Raw genomic sequence first — 21,310 nt, 5'->3', positions numbered from 1 at the left:
GGTATCGTCGTGGCCGGGGCCGGGAAGTCCCTCCGGCCGAAACGGCGAGGCGACGGAGGACGCAGCATGACTGCATCCAGCGGACACAACGCGGCACGGGGCAGGCAGCCGTCCGAGGGCTTCGGCTGGGCCACCTACCTGGTGGGGATCATCATGATCCTGCTGGTCATCGCGCAGGGGGTCGCTACGGGATTTCCCGGCCTGCTGGGATCGGCAGGCCTGATCGCCTTGGGCACCGGGCTGTACTCCCTGCTCACCGGGCGGGAGTCCTGGCTTCACCTGCACAGCCGCGTGGCGGCCGGGATCTGGCTGGCGGCAGGGCTGGCCGCCTCGGTGGCGGCGACCATCCTGCACTGGAACCTCGGGGCCGACTGACCAAGCGCCCCTGCAGCGGGGAAGGCACAGGCGGGGAGCAGCGGCGCCTGTTATCCCGGACGTAGCACGGCTACCCGAAATCGGAGCGGCGGAGCCGCTCGGCTAAGCTGAATGTCGGCTAAATCACGCCGAGCTGAAGCAACTCTCCGCATCTGCGGACCGATGCAAGGATCCACCCCCCATGAATTCACGACGACGTTGGGTTGTCATTCTCTGCTGGCTGACCGTGGTCTTCGAGGGCTTCGATATCGTGGCGTTCGGTGCCGCGATTCCCACCCTGCTGGACACCGGCTACGCGGGCATGACCTCCGCCGGCGCCACCTACATCTCCACCATTTCGCTCGTCGGCATCGGCCTGGGAGCCGCCCTGATCGGCCCGATCTCCGACCGGTTCGGCCGCAGGGTGCCGCTGATCGTCTGCGTCATCGTGTTCTCCGTCTTCACCCTGCTGCTGCCCCTGGTGCCCAACGTGGCGATGATGGGCGTGCTGCGCCTGCTGGCCGGGCTGGGCATGGGCGCCTGCATGCCGGTGGCGATCACCGCGATGCAGGAAGCCGCCCCGGCCAACGCCAAGGCCAACTCCAGCACCATCACCATGACCGGGTATCACGTAGGCGCCGTCCTCGCCTCGCTGCTGGCGATCGCCCTGGGCAGCAACTGGCAGTGGCTGTTCTACGGGGGAGGCCTCCTCGGGCTGGTCGCTGCCGCAGTCATGTGGGCCAAGCTGCCCGAAACCGGAGAAGCCGCCCGCTCCGCCGACGTCCGCCGCGAACGCGTGCCCGTCTCGACGCTGCTGCGCGGCAGCTACCTGCGCGTCACCCTGGGCCTCTGGGTCGCCGCCTTCATGGGCCTGCTGCTGGTCTACGGGCTGAATACCTGGCTGCCCCAGATCATGCGCGGCGCCGGCTACAACGTGGCCGATGCCCTGACCCTGCTGCTGATCATGAACCTGGGCGCCGTCATCGGGCTGCTCGTGGGCGGGCGCATCGCCGACGCCCGCGGCCCCAAGGGCACCACCATGGTCTGGTTCGGCTGCGCCGCCGTCCTCCTGGCGCTCCTGAGCATCCGGCTGGAGAACGCCCTGCTCCTCAACGCCGTGGTGCTGGTGACCGGCGTGTTCGTCTTCTGCGCGCAGGTGCTGCTCTACGGCTTCGTCGGCTACCTCTACCCGAGCCGCCTGGTGGGCACGGGCATGGGCTTCGTCGCCGGCGTCGGCCGGCTGGGCGCCATCGTCGGCCCCTGGGCTACAGGTTCCCTGGTCACCGCCGGCATCGCCTATCCGTTCGGGTTCTATCTGTTCGCTGCCGCCGCCGTCCTCGGCGTCGTGGCCGTCGCCGTGATTCCCCGCCCGGCACGGGTTCCCGAGCAGCCGGCCGCCGAATCCGGGGAGGCCGTGCGGGCGGGCGGGCCCGCCGCCGGCTGACGGGCCAGGGAAAACAGTGATCCATCCGAACGGGAGCCTGCCCGCGCCCGGCCACCCGGGCCCCGATTCCGGCAGGCCCGGCTATCCGGCCCCGGCCGGGGGACCTGAGCGGCCGGGCGGTGCGGCCCGCGGCTTGGGCCTGGCCGCCCTCATCGTCGGGCTGGTTGCCCTGCTGCTGTGCTGGGTTCCGCTGGTCAACCTCCTCCTCATACCGGTCGGAGCGGCCGGCGTCGTGCTGGCCGTCACCGCCCTGGTCCTGGGCCGCCGGAGCCGGAGCGGACGAGGCCTGGCGGTTGCCGGGCTGGTGCTGTCGGTGGCCGGCAGCGTGGGAGCGGGCCTGGCCCACGCGTTCTACTCCAGCCTGTTCGACAATGCGGTGCAGTCGGTGCAACAGGCGCATGAGGAGTTCGTCGAGGAGTACAACGAGCTGCGGGACGGCAGCACCGACATGGTGTTCGACCTGGGCGACACCCTCCGGGTGGGCACCTACCAGGTGGCCGTCACCGCCGCGGAGGCCGGCACCGGGGAGCCCCCGGCGTCGTCACCGGCACCGGGCCGCAGCGTCCCGGTGCTGCTGACCGTGCGGAACGTCGGCGACGCCGACGGCGTCCCCGGGCAGGACCTGGTCCTGGGGCTGCGGGGCGCCGACGGCGCCCGCTACCCGGCCGCGCCGTGCCCCGACGGTGGCGGTCGCTCCCTCGACGGGGCGGGGCGGCTTGCACCCGATCAGTCGGTGGATCTCCGGATGTGCGTGCAGGCCCCGGCCGACGCTTTCGACCTCGGCCGGCTCGGTGCCGACGAGATCGCCGTCTACATGGCTCCGGCAGGCAGCGGCGAGGAACATTCCGTGTACTGGGCGCTCGCGGAACGGTCTCCGCGCCCCGTGTCCTGACCCCGCCGGCCCGCGGGCCGGTCCGGGCGTCAGCCAGTCGGCCGGGGAAGGAGCGGATGCTCCGCCCGGGCGCGGATCTGCTGCACCACCCAGCTGTTGCCGTCCGGGTCCTGGAAGTTGAACATCGTGCCGCCGTCGCGGTCGTCGAGGATCATGATCTCCCCGGCATCCACCCCGTTGGCGACGAGCTGCTCCCGGGCCCGCTCGGCGTCGGACACCACCAGCTGCAGCCCGTGCAGGGAGCCCGGCGGCATCTGCTCGGCGCCGGGCAGCGTGCCCACGACAATCGAACAGCCGGAGCCCGGCGGGGTGAGCTGCGCGAAGTTCACCGGACCCGCATTGGTGTGATGGTCCAGGGCAAAGCCCAGCTGCCCGCCGTAGAAGGCAATCGCCCGGTCCACGTCGCTGACCGGCACGGCCACGACCTCCAGCGTCCAATCCATGGTCTTCCCTTCCTGACGCGTCCGGCGGGCTCCGGGACGCCGACGGTCAGGCCGGCCCCGGCGGGCCGGCCAGCAGGAACTCCAGCCGGTCGTAGCCCTGCCGCATGCCCTCTTCCATCCCGGCGGCGGCCCATTGGTCCCGCGATTCTACGGACGGATACACCGAGTGTCCCGACAGCAGGCTCCGGCCGCCGGGCAGGGAAGCGAAATAGGTGTGTTCCAGGGACGGCTCGTCGGTGTCGTACCCCTCGAACTCGAACGAGTAGAGAAGGAACTCGTTCTCCCGAATCGTGTGGAAGACACCCCGGAAAGCGAACTCGGCGCCGTCGTCGCCTGCCTGCACCAGGCGGAAGGAGCCGCCCTCGCCGGCGTCGAAACCGTCCAGGCGGCTGGTCAGCCGGTGCGGCCCGATCCACTGCACATACAGGTCCGGATCCACATGCGCCCGGAAGAGGGCGGACACGGGGGCCTCGAACTCGCGGTGAAAGTCCGCGAACGGTTCGCCGGGAGGCAGGCTCAGATGCAGCAGGTTCTTCATAGCCGGCCCCAGGCGGAGGGGGCGTCCCACCCATCGACCTGGTCCGCCAGGCCCCAGGCGCCCGGGGCGTCGCTGGCGAGCAGGTCATCGAGCCGGTCGAGCCCGCCGCCCAGCAGCCCGGCCAGGGCGGCGTCCACGGCCTGGTCCCGCAGCTGCTTCGTGGAATAGACGGAATGCCCGCTCAGCAGGGTGCCGCCGTCGGGCAGCGGGGCGAAGCGCAGGAAACCGATGACCGCGGCATCAGGGTCTCCGGAGTCGAGGGTCTGGATGACCAGTTCCTGCGGACGCACGGTGTGGAAGATCCCGGTGAAGGTGCTGGCCGTCCCGTCCACGGCCCGCTGGCAGTAACTGAAGCTGCCGCCGGTGCTGAAGTCATACCGGCTGATTTCCGTCCTGGTGCCGGACGTTCCCATCCACTGGGCCAGGAGCTCGGGATCGGCGTGGGCGGCGTAGACATCGGCGGGCGGGAAACCGAATTCCCGGTACCAGCCGATGAACGGCAGATCGGAGGGAACCGTCAGCTGCAGCGGTTGGGCCATGAGGACGTCCTTTGCTCGCTCAGGAACCCCCGGTATGGCCGGCTGATGAGCGCAACCACTTTCAGTGATAGCACCGATCAGGCCGACCCGGCCCCCGGTCCGGAAACTTTTCCTGCCGTCCAGCCCGGCCCCATCCCACGGTTCCCGCCTGACCTGCGTCTCTGCCGTGCCCGTAACGCGGCGCGAGGCATGGTAGACACGAAGCATGGCAATCACAGCATTTAAATCCAGCCCCGTCAGCACCAGCGGCAACCTGCCCGCCGTGGGGGAGGCCGCCCCCGCCTTCGACCTCGTCGGCACCGATCTGGCGCCCGTGCGGTCGGCCGACTTCCCCGGCCGGCGCATCGTGCTGAACATCTTCCCCAGCGTGGACACCGGCGTCTGCGCCCAGAGCGCGCGCCGCTTCAACGAACTCGCGGCGGATCTGCCGGACACCGCCGTCATCTGCGTGTCCAAGGACCTGCCGTTCGCCCTGGCCCGCTTCTGCGGCGCCGAGGGCCTGGCCAACGTGACCGCGGCCTCCGCGTTCCGCTCCGGTTTCGGTGAGGACTTCGGACTGACCCAGCAGGACGGGCCGCTCAGCGGCCTGCTCGCCCGCGCCGTCGTCGTGCTCGACGCCGAGGGCACCGTCACCTACACGCAGCTGGTTCCCGAAATCACCACCGAACCGGACTACGACGCCGTACTGGCGGCGCTGGCCTAGAGAGCAGCTCCCGGCGGTACCGTCGGGTCTGGTCCGGTCCGGACACCGGCGGTACCGTGGACGGCGATGCCGCCGTTGGGCCGGGCTGCGGGTCCCGCAGCCCGGCCGGCGGCGCCGCCTGGAAAGGCCCGGTCCATGACGGAGAAGACGGACTTCAAGAAAAGCCTGGACGCGTACCGGGCCCAACGGAACGAGTTCCGGCTGGTTGATGTGCCGGACCTGCAGTACCTGATGGCCGACGGGCACGGTGATCCCAATTCCTCGCCGGCCTTCCGGGACGCGATCCAGGCACTGTATCCGCTGGCCTACAAGCTGAAGTTCGCCAGCAAACGCGACCTCGGCCGGGACTACACCGTCATGCCCCTGGAGGGCCTGTGGTGGGCCGCGGACATGGACGCGTTCACCGCTGCCCGGGACAAGTCGCAGTGGAGCTGGACGCTGATGATCATGGTCCCGGACTGGATCGACGCCGCGATGCTCGACCGTGCCCGGGAACAGGCCGAAGCCGGTGCCGGGGCGGACGGCGACGACGGCGCCGCATCCCGGCTGCGCGGGGTGCGGCTGGAAACGCTCGCGGAGGGCCGCTGCGTGCAGACCCTGCACGTGGGCTCCTTCGATGACGAGGCCGGCATCCTGGCCGAGCTGCACGGCGGGTACCTGCCGGAGCACGGCCTGGCCCCGAGCGGCCGGCACCACGAGATCTACCTGAGCGATTTCCGCCGGACGGCGCCGGAGAAGCTGCGCACCATCCTGCGCCAGCCGGTCACCGACGCGGACTAATCCAGGGGCCCGCCCAGAACGCGCTCGACGGCGGCCAGCAGCCGGCCGCCGCGCACCAGCTCCACGGCTGCGGCGATCTCCGGTGCGAGATACCGGTCCGGCCCGGGCCCGTCCACCACCTCCCGCAGCGTGCGCCGCGCGGCGGCCAGCGGCGGTGACGACATCCCCTCCGGTGCAGTCCCGTCCGGGGTGCCGGCCCTGCCGCCGGCTGCTCCTGCGTCGCGCAGGTCCAGCGCCCGCACCGCGGTGAGGATCTCAATGGCCAGCACCTGCTCCAGGCCGGCCACGGCGCGGCGCAGCTTCAGCCCGGCAGCCCAGCCCATGGACACGTGGTCCTCCTGCATGGCCGAGGACGGAATCGAATCCACCGAGGCGGGCACGGCCAGCCGCTTGAGCTCCGAGACGATGCCGGCCTGCGTGTACTGGGCGATCATGTGCCCGGAGTCCACCCCGGGATCGGCGGCCAGGAACGGCGGCAGGCCATGGCTGCGGTTCCGGTCCAGGAACCGGTCGGTGCGCCGCTCGGACATCGACGCCAGGTCCGCGGCCGCGATGGCCAGGAAATCGAGCACGTAGCCCACGGGGGCGCCGTGGAAGTTGCCGTTGGACTCCACCCGCCCGTCCGCCGTGACCACCGGATTGTCGATGGCGCTGGCCAGCTCGATCGCCGCCACCGATTCGGCGTGCGCCAGCGTGGCCCGCACCGCGCCGTGCACCTGCGGCGCGCAGCGCAGCGAATACGCGTCCTGCACCCGCGTGAAGGCGTGCTCGCCGCGCGCGGCCCGGCTGCGGATCCGGGCGGACCCGGCCAGCAGCCGGCGCAGGTTCGCCGCGGAGGCCTGCTGCCCCGGATGCGGGCGCAGCGCGTGCAGGTCCTCGGCGAAGACGTCGTCGGTGCCCAGCAGCCCTTCGACCGACAGGGCGGCGGCCAGGTCGGCGGTGACGGCAAGCCGGCGCAGGTCGGCGGCGGCCAGCACCAGCATGCCCAGCATGCCGTCGGTGCCGTTGACCAGGGCCAGGCCCTCCTTTTCCTGCAGCACCAGCGGCTCGATGCCGGCGTCGGCCAGCGCCTTGCCCGCCGGGCGCAGCCCGCCGTCGGCGGTGCGCACCTCACCCTCACCCATGGCCGCCAGCGCACAGTGGCTCAGCGGCGCCAGGTCACCGGAGCAGCCCAGCGAACCGTATTCGCGCACCACCGGGGTGAGCCCGGCGTTCAGCAGCGCGGCGTAGGTGTGCGCGACGGCGGGGCGGACTCCGGTGTGCCCGGTGGCCATGGTGTGCAGCCGGTTGAGCATCAGCGCCCGCACCACCTCCCGGTCCACCTCGGCACCGGAGGACGCGGCGTGGGAGCGGATCAGCGAGCGCTGCAGCGCCTCGCGCTGGGGCGCCGGGATCTGCCGGGTGGCCAGGGCCCCGAACCCGGTGGAGACGCCGTAGTGCGGCCGCTCGTCGTCGATCAGCGCCTCGATCGCGGCGCGGGAGGCATCCATCGCGGCCAGGGACGCCGGGGCCAGGGCCACCGGACGGCCGTGGCGGGCCACGGCGACGACGTCGGCCGGGGCCAGCGGCTGCGGGCCAACCTGGACCGGTTCCGCGGTGCGGGCGGGGGATACGTGCACGGCGCTGTCCACGAAGCTCCTCTCGGCCGGCGGGAGCAGCGACGCCCTCTTGCCAGCAGTTGAAACGCGAGTTTCAATAAGTGAAACGCCGAAACCGTCGAGTTGCAAGGGGACACCGTGCCGGAAACCGCCACCCGCACCGTCGAGCGGGCCCTGGACGTGCTGGGCGCGGTCTGCGCCGCGGGCTCGACCAGCCTGGCCGACGCCGCCCGCGCCGCCGGCCTGTCCGCGTCCACTGCACTGCGGCTGCTGCGCACCCTGGAGGGCGCCGGGTTCGTCCGCCGCGACGGCGACGGCGGGTGGCGGCCCGGCCTGCGGCTGGTCCAGCTGGGGGCCCAGGCGCTTGGGCACGAGGAGCTGGTGCCGCTGGCCGCCCCGGCGCTGTCCCGGCTGGTCGCCGGGACCGGGGAGTCCGCCTACCTCGCGGTGCCCGGGCCCGTGGCCGGGGAGGCGGTCTATCTGGCGGTGCATGAGGGCACCCGCTCGGTGCGGCACACCTCCTGGGTGGGGCGCAGCCTTCCCCTGGCCGGCACGGCCGTGGGGGCCGCGCTGGGCGGACGGCTGGGCGAGGGCGGCTACGCCGTCGCCGACAGCGCGGTGGAGGAGGACGTCACCGCCGTCGCCGCTCCGGTCACCGCGGGCACCGGCAGCCACGCCCGCATTGTCGCGGCCCTGTCCGTGGTTGCCCCGTCCTACCGCACCGACGCGGCGCGCACCGCAGAGCTGGGCCGCCTCGTTGCCGCCGCGGCCGCCGGCGTGCTGGCCGTGCCGCCGCACCGGCCCGCCGCTGCGGCGGACCCGCACGCGGCCGGGCCGCCCGTACCGGCCCGGTAAGCCGGGCCTTCCGTGCACCACGCCATCCGTCAAAGGAGACACCGATGAGCACCACCACGCACGATCCGTCCCGCCGCATCCGCGCCCCGCACGGCAGCGGACTGACCGCCCGCAGCTGGCAGACCGAGGCGCCGCTGCGGATGCTCATGAACAACCTGGACCCCGAGGTCGCCGAGCGGCCCGAGGACCTGGTGGTCTACGGCGGCACCGGCCGGGCCGCCCGCTCCTGGGAGGCCTACGACGCGATCGTCGCGGCGCTGCAGGACCTGGACCCGGAGGAGACCCTGCTGGTGCAGTCCGGCAAGCCGGTGGCGGTGTTCCGCACCAACGCCTGGGCTCCGCGGGTGCTGATCGCCAATTCCAACCTGGTGGGGGACTGGGCCAGCTGGCCCGAGTTCCGGCGGCTGGAGGCCGAGGGGCTGACCATGTACGGACAGATGACCGCCGGGTCCTGGATCTACATCGGCACCCAGGGCATCCTGCAGGGCACCTACGAGACCTTTGCCGCCGTCGCCCGCAAGCTCGCCGGGAGCCTGGCCGGGGACGAAGCGAGTCTGGCCGGCACCCTGACGCTGACCGGCGGCTGCGGCGGCATGGGCGGGGCCCAGCCGCTGGCGGTGACGCTCAACGGCGGTACCGTGCTGGTGGTCGACGTCGCCGAGGACCGGCTGCGCCGCCGCGCCGCCTCCCGCTACCTGGACGAGGTGGAGACGGACCTGGACGCCGCGCTGGCCAGGCTGCAGGCCGCCCGGGACGCCCGCCGCCCGCTCTCCGTGGGCTACGTCGGCAACGCCGCCGTCGTCTTCCCCGAGCTGCTGCGCCGGCACCGGGCCGGGCAGGTCCGGATCGACATCGTCACCGACCAGACCAGCGCCCACGACCCGCTGTCCTACCTGCCGCCCGAGTACACGGTGGAGCAGTGGCAGGCCCAGGCCGCGGCCGATCCGGAGGGCTTCACCAAGGCGGCGCAGGCTGCGATGGCCGCCCAGGTCGAGGCCATGGTCGGTTTCCAGGACGCCGGAGCGGAGGTCTTCGACTACGGCAACTCCATCCGCGACGAGGCGCGCAAGGGCGGGTACGCCCGCGCCTTCGAGTTTCCCGGGTTCGTGCCCGCCTACATCCGCCCGCTGTTCTGCGAAGGGCTCGGCCCGTTCCGCTGGGTGGCCCTGTCCGGAGATCCGCAGGACATCGCCGTCACCGACGCGGCGCTGAAGGACCTGTTCCCGGAGAACACGCACCTGCACCGCTGGCTGGACGCCGCCGCCGAACACGTGGACTTCCAGGGCCTGCCGGCGCGGATCTGCTGGCTCGGCTACGGGGAACGTCACCTGGCCGGGCAGCTGTTCAACCGCCTGGTCGCCGAGGGGAAGGTCTCGGCGCCGATCGTGATCGGCCGGGACCACCTGGACTCCGGCTCGGTGGCCTCCCCGTACCGGGAGACCGAGGCGATGCGCGACGGCTCCGATGCGATCGCGGACTGGCCGCTGCTCAACGCGCTGCTGGCCGCCAGCTCCGGCGCCACCTGGGTCTCCATTCATCACGGCGGCGGCGTCGGCATCGGCCGCTCCCTCCACGCGGGGCAGGTGGGCGTGGCCGACGGCACGGACCTGGCCGCCGCCAAGCTCACCGCGCTGCTCACCAACGATCCCGGGCTGGGCGTCGCCCGGCACGCCGACGCCGGCTATGAACGAGCCCGGCACGTCGCCGCCGAGCGCGGAGTCCGCATCCCGATGACCGGGGCAGGCCGGTGAGCGCGGTGGCCGGGCTGCTGGCGGCCATAGCCGACGTCGGCCGCGATCCACGCCGCGGCGGGGTCACCCGGCCGGTGTTCTCACCGGCGGAGCGGACCCTCCGGGAGTGGTTCACCGCCGAAGCCGCCGCCCGCGGCCTGTCCGTGGAACCGGACGCCAACGGCGGGCTCTGGGCCTGGTGGGACCTGCCGCCGCATGCCGGGCGGACGACGGCGCAGGCCCGCCGGGGCGCGCTGGTCACCGGCTCGCATCTGGACTCGGTGCCCGGCGGCGGCCGGTTCGACGGGCCGCTCGGCGTGGCCTCGGCCCTGGCCGCGGTGTCCGCACTGCAGGCCCGGGAGGCCGCGGGGAAGCTGACCCGGAACCGGGCCCTGGCCATCCTGGTTCCGGCCGAAGAGGAGGGCTCCCGGTTCGGCGTCGCCTGCCTGGGCTCCCGGCTGATGACCGGAGACCTGGATCCGGCCCGGGCGCTCGCACTCACCGATGCCGACGGCACGACCTTCGCCGAGGCCCTGCGCTCCGCCGGCCTGGACCCGGCCCGCGCCGGCCGCGACGCCGACGCCCTGGCCGGCATCGGCGACTTTGTGGAACTGCACGTGGAACAGGGGCGGAACCTGGCTCCGCTCGCCGAGGACGGCGGGCCCGGGCCCGCCGTCGCCGTCGGCAGCTCCATCCTTGGCCACGGCCGGTGGCGGCTGAGCCTGCACGGGCAGGGCAACCATGCCGGCACCACGCTGATGGACGACCGCGCCGATCCGATGGTCGCCGCCGCACAGGTGGTGCTGGCGGTGCGGAAGGCCGCCGGGCAGGTGCCCGACGCCCGCGCCACCGTGGGCCGGCTGGAGCCGGTGCCCGGCGGCACGAACGTGATCGCCTCCCGGGTGGACCTGTGGCTGGATGTGCGCCACCCGGAGGACCACATCATGGCCGAGCTGGTCCAGCGCATCCACGGCCAGGCCCAGAAGACCGCCGCGTTTGAAGGCTGCACCGCGTCCCTGACCGAGGAATCCAGCACCGGAACCGTGCAGTTCGACCCGGTGCTTGCCGGCATGCTCACGGAGTCGCTGCGCCGCACCGTTCCGGACGCGCCGCTGCTGGCCACCGGGGCGGGGCACGACGCCGGGGTACTGGCCCGGCACAAACCCGCCGGGATGCTGTTTGTCCGCAACCCCACCGGGATCAGCCACGCCCCGGAGGAGTTCGTGGAGGACGACGACGCCGACACCGGCGCCGCAGCGCTCGCCGACGCCCTGGCGGACCTGCTGTGACAGCGCTGTCCGCAGGCCCCGGCCCGTACCCGAGCAGCGACACCGGCCCGGACCCCGACACCGGACAGGACAGCGGAACCGCCGAGGCGCCGGCGGTGGAGCTGCCCGGGCCGGTCAACGCCCACTCGCACGCCTTCCACCGGCTGCTGCGCGGGCGCACCCACGCCCCCGGACCGGCGTCGGGCCCGGACTCCTTCTGGACCTGGCGCACCCAGATGTACCGGTACGCGGACCGGCTGGACCCGGCCGCCTACCGGAACCTGGCCACGGCCGTGTATGCCGAGCTGGCCGCCGCCGGATACACCGCAGTGGGGGAGTTCCACTACCTGCACCACGCCCCGGGAGCCCGCGAGCACGCCATGGCCCTGGCGCTCGCCGACGCGGCCCTCGACGCCGGCATCCGCCTCACCCTGCTGGACGCCTGCTACCTGCAGGGCGGGCTGGATTCCGACGGCAGGGCGCTGCCGCTGTCCCCGGAACAGGCCCGGTTCGCCGACGCCGACGCCGCGGCCTGGGCCCGGCGGCACCAGAGCCTGCGCGAGGCGCTGGCGGAGCGCGACGCCGCCTCTCCGCACGGCGGGCGCGGCCTGCTGCACCTCGGCGCCGCCGTGCATTCGGTGCGCGCCGTCCCCGCCGCGGCGCTGCCGACGATCGCCGCCGCCCTGGCCCCGGGCGAGCCGCTGCACGCGCACCTCTCCGAACAGCCGGCCGAGAACACGGCGTGCCGGGCCGCCTACGGGTGCACCCCCACCGAACTGTTCGCCCGCGCCGGCCTGCTCGGCCCGCACTTCACCGCCGTCCACGCCACGCACCTCACGCCGCAGGACATCACGCTGCTCGGCGGGGCGCGGGCGAACGTCGCGCTCTGCCCGACCACCGAGGCGGACCTCGGCGACGGGATCGGCCCGGCCCGGGCCCTGGCCGACGCCGGCGCGGTGCTGAGCCTGGGCAGCGACCAGCACGCCGTCGTCGATTCGTTCCTGGAGATGCGCGCGCTGGAGCACGGCGAACGGCTCGCCAGCGGACAGCGGGCCCGGTTCACGCCGGCGCAGCTGACCGCGGCGGCGGCCGACGGCGGGCGGCGGGCGCTCCGCCTGCCCGCGACGGCCGCCGCGGACCGGATCCTTGTGGATGCCGGCTCGGCGCGGACGGCGGGGTCTGCGCCCGGGCAGTTGCCGATGACCGCGACGGCAGCCGATGTGCTCGAGGTGCAGGTGGCCGGGGAGGTCATCGCCCGCAACGGACGGCACGTCCGGCTCGGGGACCCGGCACGGCTATACCGGGAGTTCTTTGCACAGTGGCCGCAGTTCCGGGCGGCGGCGCCGTGAGCCCGGCTGCCGGCGCCGGGGCTCCCGCTCCCGGACACGGCCCGGGCGCCCCCGCGTCTGCAGGTGGACCGGTCGCCCGTCCCCTCGGCACCGGCCCCGGGCCCTCAGCGCCGGGCCCGGGCACGCCCGGCGCGGGCACCGCGCATCTGCTGACCAACATCGGCGAGCTGCGCACTGTGGACGCCGGGGACCGGGTGCTGACCGACGCGGCCCTGGTCATCGAGGACGGGCGCATCGCCTGGCTGGGCCCGGCCTCCCGCGCACCGGCCGCCGACGCGGCGACCGACCTGGCCGGCCGGGCCGTGCTCCCGGGCTGGGTGGACTCACACACCCACCTCGTCTTCGCCGGGGACCGGTCCGCCGAGTTCGAGGCCCGGATGGCCGGGCAGGACTACGCAGCCGGCGGGATCGGCACCACCGTCGCCGCCACCCGGGCCGCCACGGACGCCGAACTGGCCCGGCTGGTGCGCCGGCGGGTGGCAGAGGCCCGGGCCGGCGGCACCACCACGGTGGAGACGAAGACCGGATACGGGCTGAACGTGGACGCCGAGGCCCGGCACGCCCGCATCGCGGCAGGGGAGGCGGACGCCGTGACCTTCCTCGGCGGCCATCTGGTGCCCGAGGGCGCCGATATCGACGGCTACACGGCGCTCGTGACCGGGCCGATGCTCGACGCGGTGCGCCCCTACGTGCAGTGGGCGGACGTGTTCTGTGAACGCGGGGCGTTCGACCGGGACCATGCGGCCGCCATCCTGGCCGCGGCGGCCGACGCCGGCCTGGGCCTGCGGGTGCACGGCAACCAGCTCGGCCCCGGCCCCGGGGTCCGTCTGGCGGCCGAACTGGGCGCGGCGTCCGTGGACCACGTCAACCATCTGAACGCCGACGACGTCACCGCGCTGGCCGGCACCTGGACGGGCTGGGACGCCGCGGCAGGCTCCGGAACGCCGGGCACGGTGGCGACCTGCCTGCCCGCCTGCGACCTGTCCACCCGGCAGCCGCTCGCCCCGGCCCGCCGGCTGCTGGAGGCGGGGGTGCCGGTGGCGCTGGCATCGAACCTGAACCCGGGCACCAGCTACACCTCGTCAATGGGGTTCTGCGTCGCCACCGCGGTGCTGCAGATGCGGCTGACCATCGCGGAGGCGGTCCGTGCCGCCACCTGGACCGGCGCGCTCGCGCTGCGGCTGCAGGACGAGACCGGATCCCTGGAGGTCGGCAAGCGCGCGGATCTGCAGGTCCTCGACGCGCCGTCGGCGGTCCACCTGGCGTACCGGCCCGGCATGCCGCTGACCTGGCGGGTATTCAAGGACGGGGCGCCGGCCTGACGCCGCACGGCGTCACATTTCACTCCATTCGTCATCCTCCCCATCCGCCACTTAGGCTGTCCTTGGTTAGGTTCTCCTAAGCTGGCGCCGTGACGGGTGCGGGGGCGGAGTCCGCCGCTTCCGACCCCCTTCGAGAAGGACGTTTCCCATGCGCGCTTCACGTCTTGCTGCCCTGTCCACGGCAGTCCTGCTTTCCGCCGGCCTCGCCGCCTGCTCCCCGTCCTCCGCCGACGGTGACGGGGCCGCGGCCTCCGACGGCGCGTGGGAGCCGGTCACCATCGAGCATGCCCTGGGCACCACCGTCATCGAAGACAGGCCCGAACGCGTCGCCACGGTGAACTGGGCCAACCATGAGGTGCCGCTGGCCCTGGGCGTGGTGCCCGTGGGCATGGCCGCCGCCAACTTCGGCGACGACGACGGCGACGGCGTGCTGCCCTGGGTCGAGGAGGCCCTGACGGAGCTGGACGCCGAAACCCCGGTGCTGTTCGACGAGAACGACGGGATCGATTTCGAAGCCGTCGCCGACACCCGGCCGGACATCATCCTGGCCGCGTACTCCGGGCTGACCCAGGAGGACTACGACACCCTGAGCGAAATCGCGCCCGTGGTCGCCTACCCGGAAACCGCCTGGGGCACCTCCTGGCGCGAAATGGTGGAGCTGAACAGCCAGGCCCTGGGCCTGGAGCAGGAAGGCCGTGACCTGATCGCGGACCTGGAACGGCAGATGGCGGACACGGCGGCCGACTTCCCGGCCATCGAGGGCCGCAGCGCCATGTTCCTCACCCACGTGGATCCCACCGACCTCAGCCAGGTCAGCTTCTACACCACCCATGATCCGCGCACCCTGTTCTTCGAAGACCTGGGCATGTCCGTGGCCGGCAGCATCGCCGAGGCCTCCGCGGAAACCGAGAAGTTCGCGCTGACCCGCTCCGCCGAGCAGGCCGACGCGTTCGCCGACGTCGACATCATCGTCACCTACGGCGGCGAGGACCTGCTGGCCACCCTGGAGGCCGATCCGCTGCTCTCGCAGATCCCCGCCGTCGCCAACGGCGCCGTCGTGTCCCTGCCGGGAGACCAGCCGCTGGGCACCGCCGCCAACCCGACTCCGCTGGCCATCAGCTGGGTGCTCGAGGACTACGTCTCGCTGCTCGCCGAAGCCGCCGACAAGGCCAAGTGAGCACTTCCACCCCGTCCGCCGCCGCGGCCGCCGCACCCCTGCGGCGGCCACGGCGGCGCCGCGCCCTCTGGCCGGCCGCCGCCCTGGTCCTGCTGGCCGGGCTGATGCTGGCCTCCATCACCGTGGGCGCGCGCGACGTCGGCTGGGCGGACATCGCCGCCGCCCTGGGCGGCTCCGCCGACGGCTTTGACCAGGCCGCGGTGGCCAAGCGCATCCCGCGCACCGTACTCGCCGTGATTGCCGGTGCGGCGCTGGGCCTGGCCGGGGCCGTGATGCAGGGTGTGACCCGCAACCCGCTGGCCGATCCGGGGATCCTCGGCGTGAACATGGGCGCGTCCCTGGCGGTGGTGTGCGGCATGGCCTGGTTCGGCCTGGCCACCGTCACCGGCTACATCTGGACCGCCATCGCCGGCGCCGCGGCGGCCGCCGTGTTCGTCTACGCCGTCGGGTCGCTGGGCCGCGGCGGCGCCACCCCGCTGAAGCTGGCCCTGGCCGGGGCGGCGACCTCCGCTGCGCTGGCCTCCTTCGTCAGCGCCGTGGTGCTGCCCCGCAACGACCTGGCCGGCGGCGCCCGGTCCTGGCAGATCGGCGGCGTGGGCGGCGGAACCTTCGACAGCATCGGCCAGGTGGCCCCGTTCATCCTGGCCGGGTTCCTGCTCTGCCTGCTGTCCGCCCGCGGCCTGAACTCCCTGGCCCTGGGCGATGACCTCGCCGCCGGGCTGGGGGAGAAGGTGGCCCTGACCCGCGCGCTGGCCGCCGCCGGCGCCGTCGTGCTCTGCGGTGCCTGCACCGCCGTCACCGGGCCCATCGCCTTCGTCGGCCTGGTGGTGCCGCACGCCTGCCGGCTGCTGGTCGGCGTGGACCACCGCTGGCTGCTGCCCTTCTCCGCCGTCGCCGGCGCCGCCCTGGTGACCGCCGCCGACGTGCTCGGCCGCGTCGTCGCCCGGCCCGCGGAGATCGACGTCGGGATCCTCACCGCGCTGGTGGGTGCTCCGGTGTTCATCTGGATCGTCCGCCGGCAGAAGGTGCGTGCGCTGTGACCGTTTCCTCTCCTGCCGGCGTGCCCGTGTCCGGCCGTGCCGCGCCCGGCGCCCCGGAGCCCGGAGCCACCCTGCAGGCCGTGGTGCGGGCCCGGCGCCGCCGCAGGCTCCGCAGCCGGGCCGTGCTCGGGGTGCTCGCCGCCCTGGTGCTGGCCGTCTTCGCGCTCAGCCTGATGGCCGGGCACACCTTTTACCGGCCCGCCGAGGTGGCCGGGGTGATCCTGGGCCAGGACGTGCCCGGAGCGTCGTTCACCGTGGGCAGGCTGCGGCTGCCGCGCGCGGTGCTGGCGGTGCTTACCGGGGCGTGCTTCGGCCTGGCCGGCGTCGCCTTCCAGACCATGCTGCGCAACCCCCTGGCCAGCCCGGACATCATCGGAATCAGCGCCGGGGCCAGCGCCGCGGCCGCGTTCGCGATCATCGGCCTGTCGCTGGGCGGCGCGGCCGTGTCCGTCTTCGCGATCACCGCCGGGCTGGCGGTGGCGCTGGCCATCTACGCGCTGTCCTGGAAATCGGGGGTGGCCGGCACCCGGCTGATCCTCATCGGCATCGGCGTCGCCGCGATGCTGGACTCCTTTACCGCATACATGCTCTCGCAGGCCCCGGACTGGGAAATGCAGGAGGCCATGCGCTGGCTGACCGGCAGCCTCAACGGCGCCGCCTGGGCGCAGGTGGTGCCGGTGCTGGCGGCACTGGCCGTGTTCGGGCCGGCGCTGCTGTCCCAGACCCGCAACCTGGCCGCCACCCGGCTGGGCGATGACACCGCCGCCGCCCTCGGGGTGCGGGTGGACCGGACCCGGCTGGTGGTGATCGTCGCGGCGGTCGCGCTGATCTCCTTCGCCACCGCGGCGGCCGGGCCCATTGCGTTCGTCGCGTTCCTGGCCGGGCCGATCGCCGCCCGGCTGGTCGGCCCCGGACCGTCGCTGCTGGTGCCCGCCGCCCTGGTCGGGGCGCTGCTGGTGCTGGCGGCGGACTTCGTGGGCCAGTACGCGTTCGGCACCCGCTACCCGGTGGGCATCATCACCGGGGTGCTCGGCGCGCCCTACCTCGTCTACCTCATCGTCCGCGTCAACCGGGCAGGAGCCTCACTGTGACCGACTCGCATTCCCTGATCGTCGAAGGCCTCACCCTGGGGTACGGCGACCGCACGGTCATCGACTCGCTGGACCTGACCGTTCCGGCCGGCCGGGTCACCGCCATCATCGGTGCCAACGCCTGCGGCAAGTCCACCCTGCTGCGGGCCATGTCCCGGCTGCTGGCCCCGCGGCACGGGCATGTGCTGCTGGACGGCAAGGCCGTGCACCGGCTGCCGGCCAAACAGCTCGCCCGCACCCTGGGGCTGCTCCCGCAGTCCCCGATCGCCCCGGAGGGCATCACGGTGGCGGACCTGGTGGGCCGCGGCCGGCACCCGCACCAGGGGTTCCTGGCCCGCTGGACCGCGGAGGACGACGCCGCCGTCGCCGCCGCGCTGGACGCCACCGAGACCGCCGCGCTCGCGGACCGGGCGGTGGACGAACTCTCCGGCGGGCAGCGGCAGCGGGTGTGGATCGCCATGGCCCTGGCCCAGCAGACCGATCTGCTGCTGCTGGATGAGCCGACCACCTTCCTCGACGTGAGCCACCAGATCGAAGTGCTGGACCTGCTCACCGACCTGAACCGGTCCCGAGGCACCACGATCGTGATGGTGCTGCATGACCTGAACCTGGCGGCCCGGTACGCGGACCACCTGGTGGCCCTGGCCGGCGGCCGGCTGCACGCGGCCGGTTCCCCGGAAGAGGTGCTCACGCAGGAGACGGTGCGGGCCGTCTTCGGACTGGAGAACCAGGTGATCACCGACCCGTCCTCCGGCAAGCCGCTGATGCTGCCGCTGGGCCGGCACCACGTGCTGGCCTGAGCTCAGCGCCTGCGGCGCCGGAGCCCGGTCAGCTCCGGCAGCAGGGCCTGCGGGGACCGGCCGCGCAGCGCCCCGAACCAGACACCGGCGCCGTAGGCCACATCATCCAGGCGCCGGATCAGGGCGAAGCGAAAGACATCCAGCCGCGGGCGGGTCCGCACATACTCCACCGCCGCGTCGGCCAGCCCGGCGACCAGCGCCGCGCGCCGGATCCGCCGGGACAGCAGGCACCCGACGGCGGTCAGCGGCCACCAGTGCCGCAGCAGCAGGGCCGAGACCTGGCCGAACACGGCGAGGACGCCCTGACCCACCAGCACGCCGGCCAGCGGGAGCGCACGCGGCGCCTGCCGCAGCCGCCCGGCAAGGCGCAGGGCCGTGGCCGCGGCCAGGACGGCCGCCACCGGCACCGACCAGCGGCGCTGTGCCAGCAGGGCCAGGGCCAGGGCGGCGCTCCACGGCGCCAGCACCGCCGGGGCCACATTGTGTCCGTGCCGCAGGGCCAGCTGATGCGCGCCGGTGCCGTAGAACGCCTTGCGGGCCAGCCAGGGCCCCAGCTCGCTCCGATGCTCGTGCCGCACGGTGGCCTCGGCGTCGTACCGCACCCGCCAGCCCCGGCCGATGAGCGTCCAGACCAGGTCCACGTCCTCGGCCACCCGGAGCCCGGGGCTGAAGCCCTCGGCCAGGGCCGCCGTGCGTGCCGCCAGGCAGGCGGCGGGCAGCCACGACACGGTACCCCGGGGGTGCACGAGTGAGGAGCGGGCGCCCATGTCCAGGGAGGACCGGGAATCCTCGTACCGGGTGAGCCAGCCCGGCCGGTCAGACCCGGCGCCGAGCACCCGCGGCCCGACCAGCGCGACCTGCGAATCGGCAAAGTGGCGCAGCAGCCGGCCCACCGCCGCCGGGTGGAGCACGACGTCGGAATCCACGAACACGGTGAACGGCGTCGTCACCCGGGCCAGCCCCGCGTTCCGGGCGCCGGCTGGGCCCAGGTTCTCCGGCAGCGGCACGTACTCGGCGCCGAACCGGCCGGCGGCCTGCTGGACGGCGGCCGGATCCTCCGAAGCGTCGTCGACCACGATGACCGGCTTGCCGGAACCGATGCTCTCCAGCAGCCGCTCCAGCTGCCGCGGCCGGTCACGCACCGGCACCACGAAGGTCACCGCCGAATCCCCGGCCGCGGGCGACGCAGCGGGCAGATCGGCCAGGGACCCGACCACCGGATCCGCCATGCCGCTGCCGAGCAGCTTGTCCGCCAGCCGGCCCGAGGGGCCGTCCGTCACCGTCAGCTCCCCGCCGTCCAGCAGCCGCCGGGCCGCCGGGCCGGGAATCAGCACACGGTGCGGGGCCCCGCCGGAGAGCACCCCTCCGGCATGCACCGTGACGTTCCGGGCCAGCCGGATCCGGAACCCCGGCGGCAGGGCACTCACGGGGCCGCCCGCCGGGGCTGCAGGCAGCCGCGGCCGTCCGGACGGCCGGCGATCCGGGCCAGCACCTCCTGGACCGCGGCCTCCAGGAGCGAGGCACCTTCGCGGGCGCTCGCACCCGAGGGATCCCCGAGCACACCGGAGGGGGAGACCGCGGCCACGCCGCCGGAGACCAGGGCAGGCATCAGCTCCCGCACCGGGGCGGTGGCCCCGGGCGCGGCGCGGTCCAGGGCCACCGACCACGGCGCCAGGTGCAGCATCAGGGAGGTTTCGGTGCGCCCGGCGTGGGCGTCCACCGCCGTGGAGACGGCTGGAACCCAGCCCACTTCGTGGCCCTCGTAGATCAGCTGCCCGACGGCGTCGGCCAGCGTGGCCACGTTCCCGCCGTGCCCGTTGACGAACACCACCCGGCCTGCCCAGCCGGCCAGGGAACGGGACAGCTCCACCAGCACGGACAGCAGCGCCCCGCGGCCCAGGGACATGGTGCCCGGGAAGGCCTGGTGCTCACCGCTGGCGCCGTAGTTCAGGGCCGGGGCGACGACGACCGGCGGCTCTCCGCGGCCCGCTGCCAGTTCCGCGGCCGCGGCGCGGGCCACGGCCGTGGCGATCAGCGTGTCGGTATCGAGCGGCAGGTGCGGGCCGTGCTGCTCGGTGGCGCCCATCGGCACCAGCACGGTGGCCCCGGCCGGCACCTGCGGCCAGGCCAGGGCCGACAACGGAGCGGGATGGGCGGTCATCGGCGTTCCTAGGGTTCCTGGATGGACAACTCGTTGCCGAGCGTGCCCAGGGTGCGGCTGAACCCGGGCGGCACCACCAGGTCCCGGGCGCTGAGCTCGTGGATGGAGGAATGCCCCAGCCCGCGCAGCGCGGAGTCCAGCCCGCCGCGCAGGATGTCCAGGACGTTCTCGACGCCGGCCTGGCCGTTGGCGGCCAGCCCCCACAGGTAGGCCCGGCCGATCATCACCGCCCGCGCGCCCAGGGCCAGGGCCTTGGCGACGTCGCTGCCGCGGCGGACACCGCCGTCGAGCAGGACCTCCACCTGGTCCCCGACCGCTTCGGCCACCGCGGGCAGCAGCCGGATGGTGGCCGGGGTGCCGTCGAGATTGTTGCCGCCGTGGTTCGAGACCGACAGGGCGGTGACGCCGATGTCCACGGCCCGCCGCGCGTCGTCGACCCGGGACACGCCCTTGAGCATGAACGGTCCGCCCCAGGCGTCGCGCAGCCAGGCGACGTCCTCCCAGGTGGGAGGAGGGGTCTGCATCCATTCGCCGTACGCGCCGAAGAACGTGGGCGGGGTCTCCCCGCCGGCGGCGAGGTTGGGCACGGTCAGGTCGGGGATGCGGCCGGTGCGGGCGTACTCCAGCAGCCAGCGGGGCCGGATGGCGACCTCCGGGGCCATCCGCGCCATGGTCTTGAGCGTGACCCGCTCCGGGATGACCGGGCTGCCCCAGTCCCGGCCGTTGGAGAAGGACCAGTCCAGGGTGGAGATCAGGCCCGTGGCGCCGGCCGCCCGGGCCCGCTCCATGCGCTGGAGCATCGCCTCACGGGTGCCGCTCCAGTACATCTGGAAGAACAGCTGCTGGTTGGCGGCCGCCACCTCCTCCACCGGTTTGCTGGCGAAGGAGCTCAGGCCCATGACCGTGCCGCGCGCGGCGGCGGCCCGCGCCACGGCCACCTCCCCCTCCGGATGCACCGCCTGCACGCCGGTGGGGGAGATGATCACCGGCAGGGCGATCTGCTGGCCCATCACCGTGGTGGACAGGTCCCGCTTGGCGGTCATGCCGACCACATGCGGGGCGAAGCCCAGCTCGGAGAAGGCGGCGATGTTGTCCTCGACGGTCACCCCGCGCTCGGAGCCGGCGACCAGCGCTCCGTAGACGGATTTGGGCAGGTTCCTCTTCGCCCGGCGCTGGGCCTCCGCCACGGTTTCAAACCACGGGTTCCTGAACATTGCGGTCCTTTC

The 21,310-nt window shown here is 73.8% G+C and carries 21 protein-coding genes; 14 read left to right on the top strand and 7 right to left on the bottom strand.

Features of this window, described 5'->3' with window-relative positions:
* The first annotated feature begins 66 nt into the window (after nt 1-66).
* The 3 genes from AC5RV6_RS14710 (at nt 67) to AC5RV6_RS14700 (ending at nt 2,690) form a co-directional block, all read left to right on the top strand.
* On the top strand, nt 67-375 hold the full coding sequence (locus tag AC5RV6_RS14710) for a hypothetical protein (protein ID WP_494008066.1): 309 nt from the start codon (nt 67-69) through the stop codon (nt 373-375).
* Between the two features lie 181 nt (nt 376-556).
* The gene (locus tag AC5RV6_RS14705) at nt 557-1,798 is read left to right on the top strand and encodes an MFS transporter (protein WP_494008065.1); all 1,242 of its coding nucleotides are present in this window, start codon (nt 557-559) and stop codon (nt 1,796-1,798) included.
* Nucleotides 1,799-1,814: 16 nt separating this feature from the next.
* Nucleotides 1,815-2,690: a DUF4190 domain-containing protein gene (locus AC5RV6_RS14700; protein WP_494008064.1), complete on the top strand. Its 876-nt coding sequence runs from the start codon at nt 1,815-1,817 to the stop codon at nt 2,688-2,690.
* A 29-nt stretch (nt 2,691-2,719) separates the two neighbouring features.
* Here the strand turns inward: AC5RV6_RS14700 and AC5RV6_RS14695 are convergent, their stop codons facing one another.
* The 3 genes from AC5RV6_RS14695 to AC5RV6_RS14685 are packed head-to-tail and all read right to left on the bottom strand — an operon-like array spanning nt 2,720 to nt 4,210.
* Nucleotides 2,720-3,133, bottom strand: a complete 414-nt coding sequence (locus AC5RV6_RS14695) for a VOC family protein (protein ID WP_494008063.1) — start codon at nt 3,131-3,133, stop codon at nt 2,720-2,722.
* 46 nt (nt 3,134-3,179) lie between these two features.
* The gene (locus AC5RV6_RS14690; RefSeq protein WP_494008062.1) at nt 3,180-3,671 is read right to left on the bottom strand and encodes an SRPBCC domain-containing protein; all 492 of its coding nucleotides are present in this window, start codon (nt 3,669-3,671) and stop codon (nt 3,180-3,182) included.
* The gene (locus tag AC5RV6_RS14685) at nt 3,668-4,210 is read right to left on the bottom strand and encodes an SRPBCC domain-containing protein (RefSeq protein ID WP_494008061.1); all 543 of its coding nucleotides are present in this window, start codon (nt 4,208-4,210) and stop codon (nt 3,668-3,670) included. The genes AC5RV6_RS14690 and AC5RV6_RS14685 overlap by 4 nt, the downstream gene beginning before the upstream one ends.
* A gap of 205 nt (nt 4,211-4,415) precedes the next feature.
* Here AC5RV6_RS14685 and tpx point away from each other — a divergent pair, with 205 nt between their 5' ends.
* Both tpx and AC5RV6_RS14675 read left to right on the top strand, forming a co-directional pair.
* Complete coding sequence (gene tpx, locus AC5RV6_RS14680; protein ID WP_494008060.1) at nt 4,416-4,913, top strand: thiol peroxidase; 498 nt, start codon at nt 4,416-4,418, stop codon at nt 4,911-4,913.
* Between the two features lie 135 nt (nt 4,914-5,048).
* Nucleotides 5,049-5,693, top strand: coding sequence for a GyrI-like domain-containing protein (locus AC5RV6_RS14675; RefSeq protein WP_494008059.1), 645 nt, complete (start codon nt 5,049-5,051; stop codon nt 5,691-5,693).
* Here AC5RV6_RS14675 and hutH read toward each other — a convergent pair.
* A complete protein-coding gene (hutH, locus tag AC5RV6_RS14670; RefSeq protein ID WP_494008058.1) occupies nt 5,690-7,324 on the bottom strand; it encodes a histidine ammonia-lyase in 1,635 nt (544 codons plus the stop codon). The two genes, AC5RV6_RS14675 and hutH, sit on opposite strands and share 4 nt — an antisense overlap.
* Before the next feature lie 105 nt (nt 7,325-7,429).
* On the opposite strand from hutH, the gene AC5RV6_RS14665 reads away from it, so the two are divergent.
* The 9 genes from AC5RV6_RS14665 to AC5RV6_RS14625 all read left to right on the top strand — a co-directional run bounded on the left by AC5RV6_RS14665 (nt 7,430) and on the right by AC5RV6_RS14625 (nt 17,923).
* Nucleotides 7,430-8,146 carry an IclR family transcriptional regulator gene (locus AC5RV6_RS14665; RefSeq protein WP_494008057.1) on the top strand — a complete coding sequence of 239 codons (717 nt, stop codon included), beginning with the start codon at nt 7,430-7,432 and terminating at the stop codon, nt 8,144-8,146.
* A 44-nt stretch (nt 8,147-8,190) separates the two neighbouring features.
* Entirely contained in the window at nt 8,191-9,897 is a 1,707-nt protein-coding gene (hutU, locus tag AC5RV6_RS14660; protein WP_494008056.1) for a urocanate hydratase, read from the top strand.
* A complete protein-coding gene (locus AC5RV6_RS14655) occupies nt 9,894-11,165 on the top strand; it encodes an allantoate amidohydrolase (protein WP_494008055.1) in 1,272 nt (423 codons plus the stop codon). Before hutU ends, AC5RV6_RS14655 begins: the two co-directional genes overlap by 4 nt.
* Complete coding sequence (locus AC5RV6_RS14650) at nt 11,162-12,493, top strand: formimidoylglutamate deiminase (RefSeq protein WP_494008054.1); 1,332 nt, start codon at nt 11,162-11,164, stop codon at nt 12,491-12,493. The genes AC5RV6_RS14655 and AC5RV6_RS14650 overlap by 4 nt, the downstream gene beginning before the upstream one ends.
* A 146-nt stretch (nt 12,494-12,639) precedes the next feature.
* A complete protein-coding gene (gene hutI, locus AC5RV6_RS14645; RefSeq protein ID WP_494008107.1) occupies nt 12,640-13,815 on the top strand; it encodes an imidazolonepropionase in 1,176 nt (391 codons plus the stop codon).
* 148 nt (nt 13,816-13,963) lie between these two features.
* On the top strand, nt 13,964-14,992 hold the full coding sequence (locus AC5RV6_RS14640) for an iron-siderophore ABC transporter substrate-binding protein (RefSeq protein WP_494008053.1): 1,029 nt from the start codon (nt 13,964-13,966) through the stop codon (nt 14,990-14,992).
* Entirely contained in the window at nt 14,989-16,032 is a 1,044-nt protein-coding gene (locus tag AC5RV6_RS14635) for a FecCD family ABC transporter permease (protein WP_494008052.1), read from the top strand. Before AC5RV6_RS14640 ends, AC5RV6_RS14635 begins: the two co-directional genes overlap by 4 nt.
* Before the next feature lie 20 nt (nt 16,033-16,052).
* A complete protein-coding gene (locus tag AC5RV6_RS14630; protein ID WP_494008106.1) occupies nt 16,053-17,123 on the top strand; it encodes a FecCD family ABC transporter permease in 1,071 nt (356 codons plus the stop codon).
* A complete protein-coding gene (locus AC5RV6_RS14625; RefSeq protein ID WP_494008051.1) occupies nt 17,120-17,923 on the top strand; it encodes an ABC transporter ATP-binding protein in 804 nt (267 codons plus the stop codon). The genes AC5RV6_RS14630 and AC5RV6_RS14625 overlap by 4 nt, the downstream gene beginning before the upstream one ends.
* Before the next feature lie 2 nt (nt 17,924-17,925).
* Here the strand turns inward: AC5RV6_RS14625 and mftF are convergent, their stop codons facing one another.
* The 3 genes from mftF to mftD are packed head-to-tail and all read right to left on the bottom strand — an operon-like array spanning nt 17,926 to nt 21,298.
* Complete coding sequence (mftF, locus tag AC5RV6_RS14620) at nt 17,926-19,350, bottom strand: mycofactocin biosynthesis glycosyltransferase MftF (RefSeq protein ID WP_494008050.1); 1,425 nt, start codon at nt 19,348-19,350, stop codon at nt 17,926-17,928.
* Nucleotides 19,347-20,084: a mycofactocin biosynthesis peptidyl-dipeptidase MftE gene (mftE, locus tag AC5RV6_RS14615; RefSeq protein ID WP_494008049.1), complete on the bottom strand. Its 738-nt coding sequence runs from the start codon at nt 20,082-20,084 to the stop codon at nt 19,347-19,349. The genes mftF and mftE overlap by 4 nt, the downstream gene beginning before the upstream one ends.
* Before the next feature lie 8 nt (nt 20,085-20,092).
* Entirely contained in the window at nt 20,093-21,298 is a 1,206-nt protein-coding gene (mftD, locus tag AC5RV6_RS14610) for a pre-mycofactocin synthase MftD (protein WP_494008048.1), read from the bottom strand.
* Between the last annotated feature and the right edge of the window lie 12 nt (nt 21,299-21,310).

It is taken from the genome of Arthrobacter saudimassiliensis, from assembly GCF_059090665.1.
Note: the sequence above shows the minus strand (reverse complement) of the source record. Positions and strands in the feature narration are given on the sequence as shown.